At 61.7% G+C, this 17,761-nt stretch carries 16 protein-coding genes; 10 read left to right on the forward strand and 6 right to left on the reverse strand.

What is annotated here, in order from left to right; genetic code table 11:
* The first annotated feature begins 6 nt into the window (after positions 1–6).
* The 3 genes from relA to LIX93_RS07990 all read left to right on the forward strand — a co-directional run bounded on the left by relA (position 7) and on the right by LIX93_RS07990 (position 3,768).
* Entirely contained in the window at positions 7–2,250 is a 2,244-nt protein-coding gene (gene relA / locus LIX93_RS07980; RefSeq protein ID WP_226503460.1) for a GTP diphosphokinase, read from the forward strand.
* 118 nt (positions 2,251–2,368) lie between these two features.
* Positions 2,369–3,202, forward strand: a complete 834-nt coding sequence (gene mazG / locus LIX93_RS07985; protein ID WP_226503461.1) for a nucleoside triphosphate pyrophosphohydrolase — start codon at positions 2,369–2,371, stop codon at positions 3,200–3,202.
* A 26-nt stretch (positions 3,203–3,228) separates the two neighbouring features.
* A complete protein-coding gene (locus tag LIX93_RS07990) occupies positions 3,229–3,768 on the forward strand; it encodes a DUF2058 domain-containing protein (RefSeq protein ID WP_226503462.1) in 540 nt (179 codons plus the stop codon).
* Between the two features lie 78 nt (positions 3,769–3,846).
* Here LIX93_RS07990 and LIX93_RS07995 read toward each other — a convergent pair whose 3' ends face one another.
* From LIX93_RS07995 to purM, 4 genes are all read right to left on the reverse strand, one after another.
* On the reverse strand, positions 3,847–4,032 hold the full coding sequence (locus LIX93_RS07995; RefSeq protein ID WP_226503463.1) for a hypothetical protein: 186 nt from the start codon (positions 4,030–4,032) through the stop codon (positions 3,847–3,849).
* Between the two features lie 277 nt (positions 4,033–4,309).
* Positions 4,310–5,023, reverse strand: coding sequence for a DUF3108 domain-containing protein (locus LIX93_RS08000; protein ID WP_226503464.1), 714 nt, complete (start codon positions 5,021–5,023; stop codon positions 4,310–4,312).
* 8 nt (positions 5,024–5,031) lie between these two features.
* The gene (purN, locus tag LIX93_RS08005) at positions 5,032–5,691 is read right to left on the reverse strand and encodes a phosphoribosylglycinamide formyltransferase (RefSeq protein WP_226503465.1); all 660 of its coding nucleotides are present in this window, start codon (positions 5,689–5,691) and stop codon (positions 5,032–5,034) included.
* A complete protein-coding gene (gene purM, locus LIX93_RS08010) occupies positions 5,691–6,749 on the reverse strand; it encodes a phosphoribosylformylglycinamidine cyclo-ligase (protein WP_226503466.1) in 1,059 nt (352 codons plus the stop codon). Before purM ends, purN begins: the two co-directional genes overlap by 1 nt.
* Before the next feature lie 306 nt (positions 6,750–7,055).
* On the opposite strand from purM, the gene LIX93_RS08015 reads away from it, so the two are divergent.
* The 5 genes from LIX93_RS08015 to LIX93_RS08035 all read left to right on the forward strand — a co-directional run bounded on the left by LIX93_RS08015 (position 7,056) and on the right by LIX93_RS08035 (position 11,847).
* Positions 7,056–8,102, forward strand: a complete 1,047-nt coding sequence (locus LIX93_RS08015; RefSeq protein WP_226503467.1) for a DUF2066 domain-containing protein — start codon at positions 7,056–7,058, stop codon at positions 8,100–8,102.
* Between the two features lie 58 nt (positions 8,103–8,160).
* The gene (locus LIX93_RS08020; protein ID WP_226503468.1) at positions 8,161–9,234 is read left to right on the forward strand and encodes an AI-2E family transporter; all 1,074 of its coding nucleotides are present in this window, start codon (positions 8,161–8,163) and stop codon (positions 9,232–9,234) included.
* Between the two features lie 139 nt (positions 9,235–9,373).
* The gene (hda, locus tag LIX93_RS08025) at positions 9,374–10,078 is read left to right on the forward strand and encodes a DnaA regulatory inactivator Hda (RefSeq protein ID WP_226503469.1); all 705 of its coding nucleotides are present in this window, start codon (positions 9,374–9,376) and stop codon (positions 10,076–10,078) included.
* Positions 10,079–10,515: 437 nt separating this feature from the next.
* On the forward strand, positions 10,516–11,190 hold the full coding sequence (locus LIX93_RS08030) for an NlpC/P60 family protein (RefSeq protein ID WP_226503470.1): 675 nt from the start codon (positions 10,516–10,518) through the stop codon (positions 11,188–11,190).
* A gap of 123 nt (positions 11,191–11,313) precedes the next feature.
* Complete coding sequence (locus LIX93_RS08035) at positions 11,314–11,847, forward strand: C40 family peptidase (RefSeq protein ID WP_226503471.1); 534 nt, start codon at positions 11,314–11,316, stop codon at positions 11,845–11,847.
* A gap of 75 nt (positions 11,848–11,922) precedes the next feature.
* Here LIX93_RS08035 and LIX93_RS08040 read toward each other — a convergent pair whose 3' ends face one another.
* Entirely contained in the window at positions 11,923–13,968 is a 2,046-nt protein-coding gene (locus LIX93_RS08040) for a bifunctional diguanylate cyclase/phosphodiesterase (RefSeq protein WP_226503472.1), read from the reverse strand.
* Between the two features lie 72 nt (positions 13,969–14,040).
* Complete coding sequence (locus tag LIX93_RS08045) at positions 14,041–14,523, reverse strand: DUF2938 domain-containing protein (protein WP_226503473.1); 483 nt, start codon at positions 14,521–14,523, stop codon at positions 14,041–14,043.
* 225 nt (positions 14,524–14,748) lie between these two features.
* Here LIX93_RS08045 and LIX93_RS08050 point away from each other — a divergent pair, with 225 nt between their 5' ends.
* Positions 14,749–15,018 (forward strand): hypothetical protein, encoded by a 270-nt coding sequence (locus LIX93_RS08050; protein ID WP_226503474.1) that lies wholly within the window; start codon positions 14,749–14,751, stop codon positions 15,016–15,018.
* Positions 15,019–15,062: 44 nt separating this feature from the next.
* Positions 15,063–17,636: an excinuclease ABC subunit UvrA gene (locus LIX93_RS08055; protein ID WP_226503475.1), complete on the forward strand. Its 2,574-nt coding sequence runs from the start codon at positions 15,063–15,065 to the stop codon at positions 17,634–17,636.
* The last annotated feature ends 125 nt before the right edge of the window (positions 17,637–17,761 follow it).

Below are 17,761 nucleotides of genomic sequence, written 5' to 3' on the forward strand. Positions count from 1 at the left end.
AACAAGATGGTACAGGTGAGAGCGAACCAGCCGATCAACACCGACGGCAGTATCAATCTCGACGCGTGGCTCGATCATATCGTCACCGTTGATCTGGCGCTCGACCGCGAAGCCTTGAAAAAGGCCTGCGAGTTCGCCCATCAGGCGGAGTTGAACGGTAATGCGGCCAAGCATTCTTGGGCCGATGGCACCGCGTGTTTCCAGGCTGGGCTCGAGATCGCGGAAATTCTCGCCGATCTCAAGCTCGATCAGGACTCCTTGGTGGCGGCGGTGGTTTATCGCGCTGTGCGCGAAGGCAAGGCGACCCTTGAAGAGGTCACCGAGCTGTTCGGCGCCACGGTCGGCAAACTGGTCGACGGCGTGCTGCGCATGGCTGCCATCAGCGCCAGCCTCAGCCCGCGCCAGTCGTTGGTGCTGGGCTCGCAGGTGCAGGTCGAAAACCTGCGCAAGATGCTCGTGGCCATGGTCGACGATGTGCGCGTGGCCTTGATCAAACTGGCCGAGCGTACGTGCGCGATTCGTGCGGTCAAAAGCGCCGACGACGAAAAACGCAACCGCGTGGCGCGCGAGGTATTCGATATTTATGCGCCGCTGGCCCATCGTCTGGGCATCGGCCATATCAAGTGGGAGCTGGAGGACCTGTCCTTCCGCTACCTGGAGCCTGAGCAGTACAAGCAGATCGCCAAGTTGCTGCACGAGCGCCGGCTCGACCGTGAGCGCTTCATCAGCGACGTCATGGGCCAGTTGCACAACGAGTTGCTCGACACCGGGGTCAAGGCCGACATCAGCGGCCGCGCCAAGCATATCTATTCCATCTGGCGCAAAATGCAGCGCAAGGGCCTGGAATTCAGCCAGATCTACGACGTGCGCGCGGTGCGCGTGCTGGTCCCGGAAATGCGCGACTGCTACACCGCGCTGGGGATCGTGCACACCTTGTGGCGGCATATTCCCAAGGAGTTCGACGATTACATCGCCAACCCCAAGGAAAACGGCTATCGGTCGCTGCACACAGCGGTGATCGGCCCGGAAGGCAAGGTCCTCGAGGTACAGATCCGCACCCATGCCATGCACGAAGAGGCCGAGCTTGGCGTCTGTGCGCACTGGCGCTACAAGGGCACCGACGTCAAGTCCGGCTCCAATCATTACGAAGAAAAGATCTCCTGGCTGCGTCAGGTGCTCGAATGGCACGAAGAGCTGGGCGATATCGGCGGCCTGGCCGAACAGCTGCGGGTCGATATCGAGCCGGATCGGGTCTACGTGTTCACCCCCGACGGCCACGCCATCGACTTGCCCAAAGGCGCTACGCCGCTGGACTTCGCCTACCGGGTGCACACCGAAATCGGTCACAACTGCCGGGGCGCGAAGATCAACGGCCGCATCGTGCCGCTCAACTACAGCCTCAATACCGGCGAGCAGGTCGAGATCATCACCAGCAAGCACGGTACGCCGAGCCGCGACTGGCTGAACTCCAACCTGGGCTACGTCACCACCTCGCGGGCGCGGGCCAAGATCGTCCATTGGTTCAAGTTGCAGGCTCGCGATCAGAACGTGGCGGCCGGCAAGAACCTGCTCGAGCGCGAACTGAGTCGCCTCGATCTACCACAAGTGGACTACGAGCGTCTGGCTGAAAAAGCCAACATGCGCACCGCCGAGGACATGTACGCCGCATTGGGCGCCGGCGATCTGCGCCTGACCCAGCTCGTCAACCTGGCCCAGCAACTGGTGGAGCCGGAGCGCGGTACCGAGCAGCTGGAGCTGATCCCGCGCAAGGCCACTGGCTACAAGCCGGGCAAGCGCGGCGATATCCAGATCCAGGGCGTGGGCAATCTGTTGACGCAAATGGCCGGCTGCTGCCAGCCGTTGCCAGGCGACGCGATCGTGGGCTATATCACCCAGGGCCGCGGCGTGAGCATTCACCGTCAGGACTGTGCCTCGGTGCTACAGCTGGGCGGCCGCGAGCCGGAGCGCATCATCCAGGTCAGTTGGGGGCCGATCCCGGTCCTCACCTACCCGGTGGATATCATCATCCGTGCCTACGACCGCTCCGGACTGCTGCGCGACGTCTCTCAGGTATTGCTCAACGAGCGCATCAACGTGCTGGCGGTCAATACCCGCTCGAACAAGGAAGACAACACCGCGCTCATGTCGCTGACCATCGAGATCCCCGGCCTGGAGGCCCTCGGGCGCTTGCTGGGGCGCATATCGCAGTTGCCGAATATCATCGAGACGCGGCGTAATCGTACGCCTTGAACATTCAGCCAGGCTTGCGGGCCTCATCGCGAGCAAGCTTTGCCGCCACAGGCGTACGTCCTGCAGGCGCAAAGGCTTGCCAGCGAAGAGGCCGGGCCTGCCAGCCCCGAGACAGTTGATGTACACACTCCAAGACTTGCTCACTCTCATGGCCCGCCTGCGTGATCCGCAGCATGGCTGCCCGTGGGATATCAAGCAGACCTACGCCAGCATCGTGCCCCACACCCTTGAAGAAGCCTACGAGGTCGCTGATGCCATCGAGCGCGGCGATCTCGACCACTTGCAGGGTGAGCTCGGTGACCTGCTGTTCCAGGTGGTCTACTACAGCCAGCTGGCGCGCGAAGAAGGGCGCTTTGAGTTCGCCGGCGTGGTCGATGGCATTACCCGCAAGTTGATCCGCCGCCATCCCCATGTATTTCCCACGGGCGATCTCTACGCGCCGCCAGACATGCCGCGCCTGAGCGAAGAGCAGGTCAAGCAGCGCTGGGAAGAGATCAAGGCCGAGGAGCGCGCCGAGGCTGCCAAGGCCCCGGAGCAGTTGTCATTGCTCGACGACGTGCCCGCCACCTTGCCGGCGCTGTCCCGCGCCGCCAAACTGCAGAAGCGCGCGGCGGGCGTCGGTTTCGACTGGCCCGCGGCGTTGCCGGTGGTGGACAAGGTCCGCGAAGAACTCGATGAAGTCCTCGAAGCCATGGCCAGCGGCGATCAAGCGGCCATCAGCGACGAGCTTGGCGACTTGCTGTTCAGCGTGGTCAATCTGGCGCGGCACCTCAAGGTCGACCCCGAAAACGCCCTGCGCGGCGCCAACCGCAAATTCGAGCGACGCTTTCGTTTTATCGAACAGGCATTGCGCGACACCCACCGTCCCATTGAAGATTGCACCCTTGAGGATTTGGACGCTCTGTGGGGCGAAGCCAAACGTCAGGAACACAACCTGCCCAGCTGTGGCTGAGCCGTTGCATAAGTGAGCGAGCACCCATGAGCCTTTCCCTGCGCGACCAATTGTTGAAAGCCGGTCTGGTCAACCAGAAGCAAGTCAAGCAAGTCACCAAAGAGAAGCAAAAGCAGAAACGTCTGGAGAACAAAGGCCAGGTCGAGGTCGATGACAGCCAGCAACGTGCGGCCCAGGAGGCCATGGCCGAGAAGGTCAAGCGCGATCAGGAGCTCAACCGTCAGCAACAGGAAAAGGCCGAGCAAAAGGCCCGTGCGGCGCAGGTCAAGCAGTTGATCGAAGCTTCACGCTTGCCCAAACTGACCACCGAGGACTATTTCAACTTCGTCGACGACAAGAAGGTCAAGCGCCTGTCGGTCAACACGTTGATGCGCAGCAAGCTGAGTAGTGGTTCGCTGGCGATCGTCAGCCATGGTGGTGGCTATGAGGTGATTCCGCGCGAGGCCGCGCTGAAGATCCAGGAGCGCGATCCGCATCGGATTCTGCTGCTCAACACCCAGGTCGAAGAGCCGGCTGAAGATGATCCGTACGCGGCTTACAAGATTCCGGACGATCTGATGTGGTGAGTCGATAATCCAAAGCCCGTTAACAGACAAAACCCCGCATTGGCGGGGTTTTGTCTGGCTGGGGCCGCTTTTGCAAGCTTATGACAGCTGACTACGTTGCGCCTCGAGTTTCTCGAGTTCTTGCTTGTAGCTCAGCGCGTCACGTTCATCATGGAACATGCCGACCAGCAAATCCTGTTGGTGTACGTCCCAGATGCGCACGCCATGGGCAATGGCTTCGTGGGACATGTGGGAATCATCGCGTTCACTTACTTTTACTGTCATTCTGCAAACTCCAGTTTTGAGATCTGCATCGGAGAAGTGGTGCAGTGGCTCTGTTATAGAATTGGTTAGGATCCTAAGTAAACTGATTTTTTCGGTTCACTTTCATGGCAGAAAATTCACGATCGCTGTAGCCCGCATGATTCAAGGTCTGTGGCGTTTTGTCGCAGGTAAAAATCGAACATGAAAGAAAATTCATAGTTCGCAAGTGAACGCGATGGCCCGTCTTCCGACAATAAAAAACCCCGCAGCTGGCGGGGTTTGATCAGCAGGGGCAGGCTTAGCTGCCTTTAACAGTCTTGCCGTCCACCGTGCCTTCCTTGAGCATGATGTTGTATTCCTTGCCGTCCTTTTCAACCTGTTGCAGGCGCACCAGCAGGTAGTTCCAGTCCTTGGCGAACCACAACACGGTAGTGCGCTGATTCTGTGTCGGATCGCGCACGCGCTCGACCTTCACGGCGTCAACCTGACCGGCTTCAGTCGCGACCTTCTCGGTGCCTAGCACGCGGAAATCATAGGTGTCGACGTCGCCGCCATCGACCACTTGGTAATTCATGGCCTTTTTGCCCGCAGCAACGTCACGCTGCAGCGCCAGCTGGTAGGTCGACTTGTCGAGCATGCCGGCATTGAGCGTAACCTTCACGGCGTCGCCGCGATCGGTGCCGGTGACCGTCTTGGTGCTCCAGTCGAAGTCCAGATCGGTCTTCTTGGCCTTGCCCAGGCCCCCGCGTTCGAAGTGATAGCTTTGCGGCAGCAGGGCGTCCTTGTCCAACTTGATGACGCTGCTTTCGTTGAGATTGGCGATCATCATCGACGCCTGGAAGTTGAGGGTCCAGGTGCCGTCACCGTTGGACTTGAGCTCGCGAGACGCCGTGCCGCTCATGGGCAGTTGCTTCCAGTCGGCGGTGTAGCTGGCGGAGAAGGGCTTGAGGTCTGCGGCCTGAACAGCCGGCAGCGTGAACAATGCAAGAGCGAGCAGCAGAGCGCGACGCATAGAATCTCCTAAAGTCGAATCGAATGACCACTGGCCGGAAGGCGCTTGCCGTCAAGCATGGCACCCTGTTCGTCGAGGCACAATCGGCCCTCGGCAAACCAGCGTATGGCCAGCGGGTAAATCTGATGTTCCTGGGCGTGCACGCGTTGCGCCAGTGATTGCGGCGTATCGTGCGCGGCGACCGGCACTACGGCCTGTACGACCAACGGTCCGCCATCGAGTTCCTCGGTGACGAAGTGCACGCTGCAGCCATGCTCGGCATCGCCGGCATCGAGCGCCCGTTGGTGAGTGTGCAGGCCCTTGTACTTGGGCAGCAGGGAAGGGTGGATGTTGAGCAGGCGGCCCTGATAGTGCCGCACGAAGGCCGGGCTGAGGATGCGCATGAAGCCGGCCAGCACAACCAGATCGGCATCGAAACTGTCGATCAGCGCTACCAGGGCGGCGTCGAAGGCCTCGCGACCCTCGAAACCGGTGTGCTCCAGCACCCGCGCGGCGATACCTGCATCGCGGGCGCGCTGCAGGCCGAGGGCATCGGCGCGGTTGGAAATCACCGCGCTGATGCGTGCCGGGTGAGCCGCATCCGATGCGAGCCCGATGCTGTCGATCAGGGCTTGCAGGTTGCTGCCGGTGCCTGACAGCAGCACCACAACGTTGCAGGTTGCCGGCATCAGTGAGCCTTGACGTTCTTCAGCTCGACCTGCGCAGCGCCTTCGGCAGCAATGCCGATTTCGCCGATGACCCATGGCTGTTCGCCTGCAGCGCGCAGGCTGGCCAGGGATTTTTCGACATCGGCCTGGGCCACGCAGATGACCATGCCGACGCCGCAGTTGAGCACGCGGTGCATCTCGTGCTCATCGACGTTGCCCTGCTGCTGCAGCCAGTCGAATACCGCCGGACGCTGCCAGCTGGCCACGTCGACCACGGCCTGGGCGCCCTTTGGCAGCACGCGCGGGATATTGTCCAGCAGACCGCCGCCAGTGATGTGGGCCATGGCCTTGACCGCGCCGGTGTCCTTGATCAGTTGCAGCAGTTGCTTGACGTAGATGCGCGTTGGCGCCATCAGCAGGTCGGTCAGCGGCTTGCCGTCGAGCTGGAGGCTCTCGATGTCGGCGCCGGCGACTTCGATGATCTTGCGGATCAGCGAGTAACCGTTGGAGTGCGGGCCGGACGATGGCAGGGCGATCAGCGCGTCGCCAGCGGCGACCTTGGAGCCGTCAATGATCTCGGCCTTTTCCACGACACCGACGCAGAAGCCGGCCAGGTCGTAGTCTTCGCCTTCGTACATGCCAGGCATTTCGGCGGTTTCGCCGCCTACCAGCGAGCAGCCCGCCAGTTCGCAACCAGCGCCAATGCCGGTAACTACGTCAGCGGCGGTGTCGACATTGAGCTTGCCGGTGGCGTAGTAGTCGAGGAAGAACAGCGGCTCGGCACCGCAGACCACCAGGTCGTTGACGCACATGGCCACCAGATCGATGCCGATGGTGTCGTGGCGGTTGAGGTTCAGCGCCAGGCGCAGCTTGGTGCCGACGCCGTCGGTACCGGAGACCAGTACGGGCTGCTTGTAGCCGGCCGGGATTTCACAGAGGGCGCCAAAACCGCCCAGGCCGCCCATGACTTCGGGGCGCGCGGTGCGCTTGGCGACGCCTTTGATGCGTTCGACCAATGCTTCGCCGGCGTCGATGTCTACACCGGCGTCCTTGTAGCTCAGGGAGGGTTGCTTGCTCATGATCCAGGCCTTTTTAGAGGGAGGGATTCGGGAATACGACCGCGACGGGCAAAGGGGCCTTGTGCGCACGAGGCGCAAACGGGCCGGCTCGGGTCATCGTCGGTCTGCGAAGGCGCGCGATTTTATCAGGCTTGCCGGTTAGCGGCCATCCTCAGGCCGACGGCAGGGGTGGATTATTTTCCCCGCGGGCCACTGCAGCGATGGGGTGGACACAAGGTTTACGAATTCTTTTATTGGCTAGCTGAATGAATTGCGGGAAAGTGTGGTCACAAAGCACAGTCCGCTTCTGCCCGTCGGGAATCCTTCATGCGTCTGCACCACTATCTGTTTGCCAGCTGTCTATCCGTATTGAGTCTGTCCAGCCATGCCGAGGTGGTTGCCAACCTGTATCAGGTCCAGGAACCCGTCGCTAGCCAGACCCCGGATGAGCGCACCCAGGCCATCCAGCGTGCCCTCGAAACCCTGGTGCTGCGCCTGACCGGCGATCCCAAGGCCATCAACAGCCCGGGGCTGGCTTCGGTAAAAGGCGATACCCAGCAGATCATCAGCCAGTACGGCTACGACGCCGGCCCGCCGCAATCCCTGCAAGTCGATTTCGACCCCGTCAGCACCGACAAGGCCCTGCGCGGCGCCGGGCTGGCGATGTGGGGCAACAACCGGCCGGTGATTCTCGGCTGGTGGCTCAACGAAAACACCGACGGCGCCAGCCTGGTCGGCGATGGCCAGGCCACGGCACAACCGCTGCGTACCGCAGCCCGCCACCGTGGCCTGCCGTTGCGTCTGCCGCTGGCCGACCTTAGCGAGCAATTGGTCGGCACCGCGAAGAATCTCGAAGGCACCGATCCTGCGCCGCTGCAAAGCGCCTCCGAGCGCTACGGTGCCGATGCCCTGCTGGCGGTGCATGCCAGCCAGAACGGCGACAAATGGCAGGCCAAATGGCGGCTGTGGCTGGGCGGGCAGAAGGAGCTGGGCACCAGCGAAGGCGCCGATCAGGCCACGTTGGCCGATGCGGTGATGCTGGCGGTGAGCGAGCGCCTGGCGCCGCGCTACGTAGCCAAGCCCGGAGCCTCGGCCGACCTGACCGTGGAGATCGGCGGCATGACCCTTGATCATTACGCCGAGATGGGCCGCCTGCTCGAGCCTTTTGGCGGGCAGATCAAGAGCGTCAATGGCGACAGTGTGACCTATAAGGTTACCGCCAGTGCCGACCAGATTCGTTCGCAGATGACCTTGGCCAAGTTGCATGAAGTGCAGCCTGCGGCGCCAGTCCCGGTTGCCGCGCCAGTGCCACCCGCGGCGCCCGCTCCAGTAGCTCCGGCGGCGTCCGCGAACGACCTGCACTTTCACTATTGACTACATCCCCCTGTGAGTGCGGGCTTGCTCGACCTTTGATGAACAAATGGAAATACAAATGACCGACATGCGTCGCTGGTTCTGGTTAGGTGCGGTGCTGCTGCTGTGTGCCTTCGTCTACCTGTTGCACCCTATTCTTACGCCATTCCTGATTGCCATCCTGCTCGCCTACATGGGCGACCCGTTGGCCGATCGGCTTGAAAAGCTCAAGCTGTCGCGCACCCTCAGCGTGGTAGTGGTGTTCGCCTTCTTTACTTTGATCGTCGTCATCGCCCTGGCAGTCCTGGTGCCGATGCTGGCCAAACAGTTGATCAGCCTCTACCAGCTCGCGCCACAGATGCTTGACTGGCTGCAGCAGACCGCCTTGCCGTGGGTGCAATCCCATGTCGGCCTGAGTGACGGCTTCTGGAAGTTCGACAAGATCAAAGCGGCCATTTCCGAGCACATGGGCCAGACTGGCGACATCGTCGGCGTGGTACTGGCGCAAGCCACCACCTCCACCCTGGCGCTGATCGGCTGGCTGACCAACCTTGTACTGATCCCGGTAGTGGGCTTCTATCTGCTGCGTGACTGGGATGTGATGATGGCCAAGATCCGCAGCCTGCTGCCACGCCATCGCGAAGATCAAGTCGTCAATCTGGCTGGCGAGTGTCACGAGGTGCTGGGGGCGTTCATTCGCGGCCAATTGCTGGTGATGGTTGCGCTGGGCTTCATCTATGCGGGTGGCCTGATGCTGGTCGGTCTCGACCTGGGCCTGTTGATCGGTATGGTGGCGGGTCTGGCGGCGATCGTGCCGTACATGGGCTTCATCATCGGCATCGGTTCGGCAATCATCGCTGGGCTGTTCCAGTTTGGCCTCGACCCGACCCACATGGCCGGTATCGCTGCGGTGTTCATGGTCGGTCAGCTGCTTGAAGGCATGGTCCTGACGCCATTGCTGGTAGGCGATCGCATCGGGCTGCATCCGGTGGCGGTGATCTTCGCCATCCTTGCTGGGGGTGAATTGTTCGGCTTCACTGGAGTATTACTGGCCTTGCCGGTCGCCGCAGTGATCATGGTGCTGGTGCGTCACGTCCACGACCTCTATAAAGAGTCGGACATCTACGGTGGCGGTGAAGACCCTGAGCTATAAAGCCTGAAGGGGTGAGCTGCTCTCGCAAACCTTTGATTTTGCTTGTGGTCTGCCGCATTGTGCGTCTAGCGCGAGGGGTATAGACTTTGCCCACTTCATCCAGAGGCCCTTTGCGGCTCGCCAGAGCCGTTCAGCCAGCATGAAACCGATTCAGCTGCCCTTGGGTGTGCGTCTGCGCGACGACGCCACCTTTGTCAATTACTACCCAGGTGCCAACGCGGCAGCCCTCGGCTATGTCGAGCGTTTATGCGAGGCCGATGCCGGCTGGACCGAAAGCCTCATCTACTTGTGGGGCAAGCATGGGGTAGGGCGCACTCATCTGTTGCAGGCCGCGTGCTTGCGCTTCGAGCAAATGGGCGAGCCGGCGGTTTACCTGCCGCTGGCGCAACTGATGGACCGCGGCGTCGAGCTGCTCGACAACCTGGAGCAATACGAGCTGGTCTGCCTCGATGACCTGCAAGCGGTAGCGGGCCGCGCCGATTGGGAAGAGGCGCTGTTCCATCTGTTCAATCGCCTGCGTGACAGCGGTCGGCGCTTGCTCATCGCGGCGTCCCATTCGCCGCGCGAATTGCCGGTAAAGCTGGCTGACCTCAAGTCGCGCCTAACCCTTGCGTTGATTTTCCAGATGCGCCCATTGTCGGACGAAGACAAATTGCGTGCCCTACAACTGCGCGCTTCACGTCGCGGCCTGCACCTGACTGACGAAGTCGGGCACTTCATCCTCACCCGCGGCACCCGCAGCATGAGTGCGCTGTTCGACCTGCTCGAACGGCTGGACCAGGCATCCCTGCAAGCGCAGCGCAAGCTGACCATCCCCTTCCTCAAGGAAACACTGGGCTGGTAACGGCGCCATGTCGAGGAAATTCGTCGTCACCCCGAGAGTTGGCCTGGACCTTGCTTTATGTCAAGGAGCCACTAGGCTGCTGTTACCGTTTTTCTGGCGTTTCCCCCTGACAAACCCGTTTCTTAGAAGTTTTTTGCGCGCCCATCGATTCAAACAATCTATGGACCTTTGCGGTGAAACCGCGACGTAGAGCGTTTTCAATGGATTGACGTCAAAACCCGAATAGGTATTGGCGCCTCGACGCTTGGTGATTTCGTCAGTCATATCAAGTCAATGGCCAGTGTTTCTGCGGCTTTGCGCGAGGTATGGGCTGTGGGCAGGCGGGTTAGATGTCACCGCGAAACCGTTGAGTCACAAAATGTTCGATTGAATTTGCAAATGACGACGATAAAAGGCAATATCGCCACTTCTTAATTTTCTTACCCACGGTCGTGCCCATGCTTGCTCGCTTAGCACCCCTCGTGCCCATTGCACTTGTTACCCTGCTCGCAGGTTGCGCCGCCCAGTCACCGGTGTCGCAACAGCAGGTTACAGATCCAGTCATCGCGCAATCTTCAATCCACGCGCAGTCCCAGACTCAAGGCCACGGCCGCAGCAGCTCGATCGCTTCCGCCAACGCTTCCTCCGTATTCGAAGACGAAATCGCCACCGAGAACGAACTGGCGCGTTTCTCCAGCAACAACGCCTACCAGATGCCAGCCTTGGCTGACAGTATCCTGGAACGCGGCAAATCGCTGATCGGTACTCGCTACCGCACAGGTGGTTCTACCGAAAAAGGCTTCGATTGCAGCGGTTTCATCGGTTATCTGTTTCGTGAAGAGGCCGGCATGACCTTGCCGCGTTCCACGCGCGAAATGATCAACGTCAAGGCGCCGCTGGTAGCGCGCAACAGCCTCAAGCCGGGCGATCTGCTGTTCTTCAGCACCCGCGGGCGTGGCCGTGTCAGCCATGCCGCGATCTACCTGGGCGACGATCAGTTCATCCACTCCAGCAGTCATCGCAGCGGCGGCGTCCGTATCGACAGCCTCGACGACGCCTACTGGAGCAAGACCTTCATCGAGGCCAAACGCGCCTTGGCGATGGCGCCGACTACCGTGATTTCGCGCAAATAAATCACGGCTGTTAACACAGGCAATACCAACGAGCGACGGGGCTGACTACCTTCGTCGCTTACGTGTTTTCAGGTTTCAGGCTTCGAGCTGTTTTCTTCGGCAGTTGGATCAGGATGTTCTGCTATGTCGTATTGCGCCCGTTTCTCGCTGTTGCTGGTGATTGCCTTGTTGGGTGCCTGCGCCAGTGCGCCGCCGCCCTCTGCGCCGCGTGTGGTTCAACAGCCGGTCATAACCTACCCCACAGAATTCGCTCCTGCCGCAGATGACGTGTTGTTCCGCGCACTCGGGCTGGTAGGCACGCCTTATCGTTGGGGCGGCAATACCCCTGATTCGGGTTTCGATTGCAGTGGCCTGATCGGCTTCGTCTACCGCGATGCGGCCCATATCGCCCTGCCGCGTACCACCCGCGACCTGGTGGGCATGCGCGCACCGCAGGTCGACAAGGCCTCGTTGCAGTCGGGGGATCTGGTGTTTTTCGCCACCGAAGGCTCGCAGGTGAGCCATGCCGGCATCTACGTGGGGGAGGGGCGCTTCGTCCATGCACCGGCCACGGGCGGCACGGTGCGTCTCGATTACCTGAACAATCCGTACTGGGCCCGCACTTATCGCGATGCCAAGCGCGTGCTGCAACCGGAGCATATCGCGCGCAATCCCTGATCTTTCACGTTATGCATTGACGCCGCCTGCATGTTCGGCGGCGAAGGGGCCCTTAGTTATTACCGTTACCTTGCGTCATGCCCCCTGCTGCACGCTCTCCAGTAACCGCTGCGCCGACATCGGCCTGCCCAGCAGATAGCCTTGCAAGGTCGTGCAGCCCAATTGCGTGAGCATTTCCTGCTGCTCCGCAGTCTCCACCCCTTCGGCGACAATCCTCAGCCCCAGCGTCTTGCCCAGTGCGATGATCGCCGAAACGATGGCGGCATCGTCATTGTCTTGCGCCAGTTCGGTGACGAAGCCGCGGTCGATCTTCAGTTCATTGGCCGGTAGACGCTTGAGGTACAGCAGGCTCGAATAACCGGTACCGAAGTCATCGATGGAGATGCTGACCCCCAGCGCGGCCAGCTGATCGAGCACGATCAGCGCCGCCTCTGCATCGCGCATGGCGGTGGACTCGGTCACTTCCAGAGTCAGGAAGCGAGCCGGCAGGCCGTTGCTCAGCAAGGCATCGCGCACCACCTCGACCAGCCCCGGATGCGCCAACTGCACGGTCGATAGATTGACCGCAATGTTCCAGGCGCCATGACCCCGAGCATGCCACTCGCTCATCTGTCTGCAGGCTTCATTGATCACCCAGTTGCCGATCAGCCCGGTGCGCTCGGCCAATGGCAGGAAGCGGTCCGGCGGCACCAACCCTTCACCCGGCCGTTCCCAGCGCAACAGGGCCTCGACGCCGGTCATCGGGCCATCGGGCGCGACCATCTTGGGTTGGAAGTGCAGCAGGAATTCATGTTGATCGAGGGCCTTGCGCAGGTCCTGTTGCAACTGCAATTGCTGGTGCGCGTTGACGTTCATGGCGCTCTCGAAGAAGCAGTAGCAGTCGCGGCCTTGCTCCTTGGCATGGTACATGGCAGCGTCGGCGTTGATCATCAGCTCATGATTGGTATCGCCGTCCTGGGGGAATATGGCGATGCCGATACTGGTGGACACGTGCACGGTCTGACGGCCGATGACGTAGGGCGAATGAATGCTCTCGACCAAGCGTTGGGCCAGGACGGCAGCGTCTTCCGGCTCGCCCGGATCGATCAGCACCACGAATTCGTCGCCGCCCAGACGCGCCACGGTATCCTCGCCGCGTTTAGCGTTCTGAATGCGTTTTGCCACCTCGACCAGCAGCAAGTCACCCGTGTGATGGCCATAGACGTCGTTGACTGCCTTGAAGCCGTCCAGATCCATGAACAGCACGGCAAAATGGCTCTTCTGCCGCACTGCCTTGTGAATAGCCTGGTCCAGGCGGTCGTTGAGCAAGATACGGTTGGGCAAGCGCGTCAGGTTGTCGTGCAGTGCCAGTTGCACCAGTTCGCTGTTGGCGCGATCCAGCGAGGTCGCCAGCAGGCTGGTGCGCGCGTCGAGCATCGACACGATCAAGGCGATGGCGCACACCGCCAGGGTCACCACGATCACCAGCACCACCAGCCATTTGCTGTCGATGCCGTCGCCGGCAGCGCCGCAAATGCTGCCGACCGGGAACTGCGCAGCGGCCATGCCGGTGTAGTGCATGCCGACGATCGCCACGCCCATGATCAGCGAGGCCAGAAAACGCAACAACGTGATGTTTTTGCCTTCGCCGCGCAGGTGAAACGCAATCCACAACGCCGCACCCGAGGCAAGGATGGCGATCACCACAGACAGCGCGAACAGGGACTGAATGTACTGCACATCAGGGCTCATCAACAGCGCATGCATACCGGTGTAATGCATGGCGGCAATACCGATGCCCATCAACACCGCGCCACCCGCCAGACGTGCCAGGGGCAGGTCCTTCTGGCACACCAGCCACAGGGCAAACGCCGACGAAGCGATGGCGATCAGCAGCGACAGCCCGGTGAGCGTCAAGTCGTAGCCCAGGGCGATGGGCAGCCTGAAGGCGAGCATGCCGATAAAGTGCATCGACCACACACCCAGCCCCATGGCGAATGAGCCACCCATCAGCCACAACACCGAAGCCGTGCCTTGAGTGCGGGACACTCGCCCGGCCATGTTCAGCGCGGTATAGGAGGCAATGATCGCGACGATCAGGGAAAAGACCACATAAAGGCTGTTGTAACTGCTGGCAAGCATGGCGACATCCGTATTCGGTACCCGACCCCCTTTTATCGGCGGGTTGGTCATTCACTGAAGAGAGGCAGAGGGTCAGCCAACTATTAGTGCGCTTACAAATAGACCTATCGCGAACACCACATGGCCGATCACGTTCAGCGCGCGCGCGAAATTCGGATTGGGCGCTTTCGAACAGGCCACGCCGACGCCCATGCCCGGCTGCAGAATGAACCAGCCGGCACCGACGGTGACCAGGCCGACGATCAACGCTGGTGTGAACGTGGGCGCATGCACCCATTGCACGCCCCAGATCAACAGCAGTGCGGCAGCGAAGATGATCCCCACCGCGTAATGCATGATCCAGCCGATGCGCAGCTCGTTGGCGACGGCGGGCGACTGCCCGATGCCTTGTCGATGCACGAAGGTGCCCTGGGGCATGCCGGCAAACCAGCGACCGACCAGGTGCCAAGGCGGCGTCGGCAGTTTGAACACGGCTTTGAGCAACTGTGCCCAGATGTCCAGCAGGGCAGTGGCGGCGATGCCGGTGAGCACGGAATAAAGAATAAAGGCGAGCATCTTGATCCTTGTGGGCAGGTGGTCGGGGCAGCGGTGGCACTGCAACAGTGCTTGGCTCAAAGTAGTGCATGTCTGCACATGGCGCGCGTCTGACAGTAGCAGTACCGCACAATACTGGCGAACCGCTAGCTTGGACGCCAGAAGATCGGGGAGTGGCACGTATTGCGCTGAACCGAATCAGGTTGGCCGCTTTCCAACAGACAAGTGAAGCCCAGGAGAGCCCTGATGGAAATCTTGTACACCGACCTGGTCGGCCTTGAACGTGGCGAGTCTGATGCCTGCACCGAGATCTGGCTGGCTGAGCCCCAGCGTTGTCTGTGGCGCGCAACCCAAGTGGTCAGCCATGAAATGATGAGTGAAGGCACCCACGAACAGAACCTGCGGCGCATCTACATCCGCAGCGGGCCGATGGCTGACAATGCGCAGATCGAACAAGCCGTGCGCCAACGATTGCTCGAGCGGGGGCGCCAAGGGGAGTTCCCGCCCCCGGCCTGAAAGTCGCAGGGCTGGATTTGATCATTCTTTAACGGGCGGAACCCATGGCATCCAAGCACAACTCTGTAACACCTCCTCAAGCACTGCCCGGCAGCTCGGGCTTCGTCAAGGTTCGCGGCGCCCGCGAGCACAATCTCAAGAATGTCGATGTCGACATCCCCCGCGATGCCTTGGTGGTGTTCACCGGCGTGTCGGGCTCTGGCAAGTCGTCGTTGGCGTTTTCGACGGTCTATGCCGAAGCGCAGCGGCGCTACTTCGAGTCAGTTGCGCCCTACGCGAGGCGCCTGATCGACCAGGTCGGGGTGCCCGACGTCGACGCCATCGATGGCTTGCCACCGGCCGTGGCCCTGCAACAGCAGCGCGGTACGCCAAGCACGCGCTCGTCGGTGGGCAGCGTGACCACGCTGTCGAGCCTGGTGCGCATGCTCTATTCCCGTGCCGGGCATTACCCGCCGGGCCAGGCGATGCTCTATGCCGAAGACTTCTCGCCTAACCTGCCTCAGGGTGCGTGCCCTGAATGCCATGGCCTGGGGCGGGTCTATGAAGTCACCGAAGCGACCATGGTCCCGGATCCGTCGCTGACCATCCGCGAGCGCGCCATCGCCGCCTGGCCGCTGGCCTGGCAGGGGCAGAACCTGCGCGACATCCTCGTGACCCTGGGCTATGACGTCGATGTGCCGTGGCGCGACCTGCCACAGGAGCAACGCGACTGGATTCTGTTCACCGAGGAACACCCGACGGTACCAGTTTACGCCGGCCTGACTCCGGCGCAGACCCGCACCGCCCTCAAGCGCAAGGCCGAGCCGAGCTACCAGGGCACTTTCACCGGTGCGCGGCGCTACATCCTGCACACCTTCACCCACTCGCAAAGCGCGCTGATGAAAAAACGCGTCAGCCAGTACATGATCGGCAGCGCCTGCCCGCTGTGCGACGGCAAGCGCCTCAAGCGCGAAGCCCTGTCGGTGACCTTCGCGGGTGTCGATATCGGCGAGCTGTCACGCCTGCCGCTGCTGCAATTGGGCGAGCTGCTGGAGCCGGTGGCGCAGAACCGCGAAGGCCATAATCATGCTCACAACGATTCATCCTTCACCGTGGAAAAACGCCTGGCCGCCCAGCGCATCGCCCAGGATCTGCTCGAGCGGGTGCAGGCCCTGACCGATCTGGGCCTGGGCTATCTGGCGCTGGAGCGCAGCACGCCGAGCCTGTCGTCGGGCGAGTTGCAGCGCCTGCGCCTGGCCACGCAGCTCAATTCGCAACTGTTCGGCGTCATCTACGTGCTCGATGAGCCCTCCGCCGGCTTGCACCCGGCCGATGGCGAAGCGCTGTACACGGCCTTGCAGAAACTCCAGGCGGCTGGCAACTCGTTGTTCGTGGTCGAGCACGACACCGAGATCATGCGCCGCGCCGACTGGTTGATCGATGTCGGCCCGGCAGCCGGGGAGCGCGGCGGGCAGGTGCTGTACAGCGGGCCGCCCGCGGGCCTGGCGAAGATAAAGGCCTCGCAGACCCGTTCGTACCTGTTCGACGACCACAGCCCCAAGGCCGAGGCACGGCGCGAGCCGCAAGGCTGGTTGCGTCTCGAAGGGGTGACGCGTAACAACCTGCGCGACCTGAGTGCGGAATTCCCATTGGGCTGTTTTACCGCGGTCACGGGGATTTCCGGCTCGGGCAAATCCAGCCTGGTGAGTCAGGCCTTGCTCGAGCTGGTGGGCGCACATTTAGGTCCACATAGCGGCCAATCCAGTGACAGCCGCGAGCCGCAGGAACTCAACCTCGAAGACGACACCCCGCAAAGCAGCGAAGGCCGGGTGACTCGCGGCCTGGAGCACATCAAGCGGCTGGTGCAGGTGGATCAGAAACCCATTGGCCGCACCCCGCGCTCCAATCTGGCCACCTACACCGGGCTGTTCGATAACGTGCGCAAGCTGTTCGCCGCCACCGCCGAGGCCCGCGCGGCAGGCTTCGACGCGGGGCAGTTTTCCTTCAACGTCGCCAAAGGCCGTTGCCCGGGGTGCGAAGGCGAGGGCTTCGTCAGCGTCGAGTTGCTGTTCATGCCGAGCGTCTATGCGCCATGCCCGACGTGCCACGGCGCCCGTTACAACCCCGAGACGCTGGCCATTCACTGGCAGGGGCTGACCATCGCCCAGGTGCTACAGCTGACCGTCGAACAGGCCTTGGCGGTGTTCGCCGAACAACCGGCGGTGTTACGCGCGTTGCAAGTGCTGGCGGATATCGGCTTGGGCTACTTGCGGTTGGGGCAGCCGGCGACCGAGTTGTCCGGTGGTGAAGCGCAGCGCATCAAGCTGGCCACCGAATTGCAGCGCAATCAGCGCGGTGCCTCGTTGTATGTACTGGACGAGCCAACGACCGGGCTGCACCCGTTGGACGTCGATCGTTTGCTAGTGCAGTTGAATGCGCTGGTAGACGGCGGGCACACGGTGATCGTGGTCGAGCACGAAATGCGCGTGGTGGCGCAGAGTGACTGGGTGATCGATATCGGCCCGGGGGCAGGGGATCTGGGTGGGCAGCTGGTGGCGGCGGGTACGCCGCAGCAGGTCGCCAAGGTCAAAGGCAGCCGCACGGCGCCGTATCTGGCGCGGGCTTTAGGCTTGGGGTAGGGCTTGAGGCCTTTTCGCCGTCTTACGCGCTCCCTCGCTCATACATCTGCGTACAGATGCAGCGTCGTACATCTGTGGAAATTCCATGGTGATGGGCAAGCAGGACGGGCCCCTTCGCGAGCAAG

This window comes from Pseudomonas sp. MWU16-30317 (assembly GCF_020515695.1).
GTDB lineage: Bacteria > Pseudomonadota > Gammaproteobacteria > Pseudomonadales > Pseudomonadaceae > Aquipseudomonas.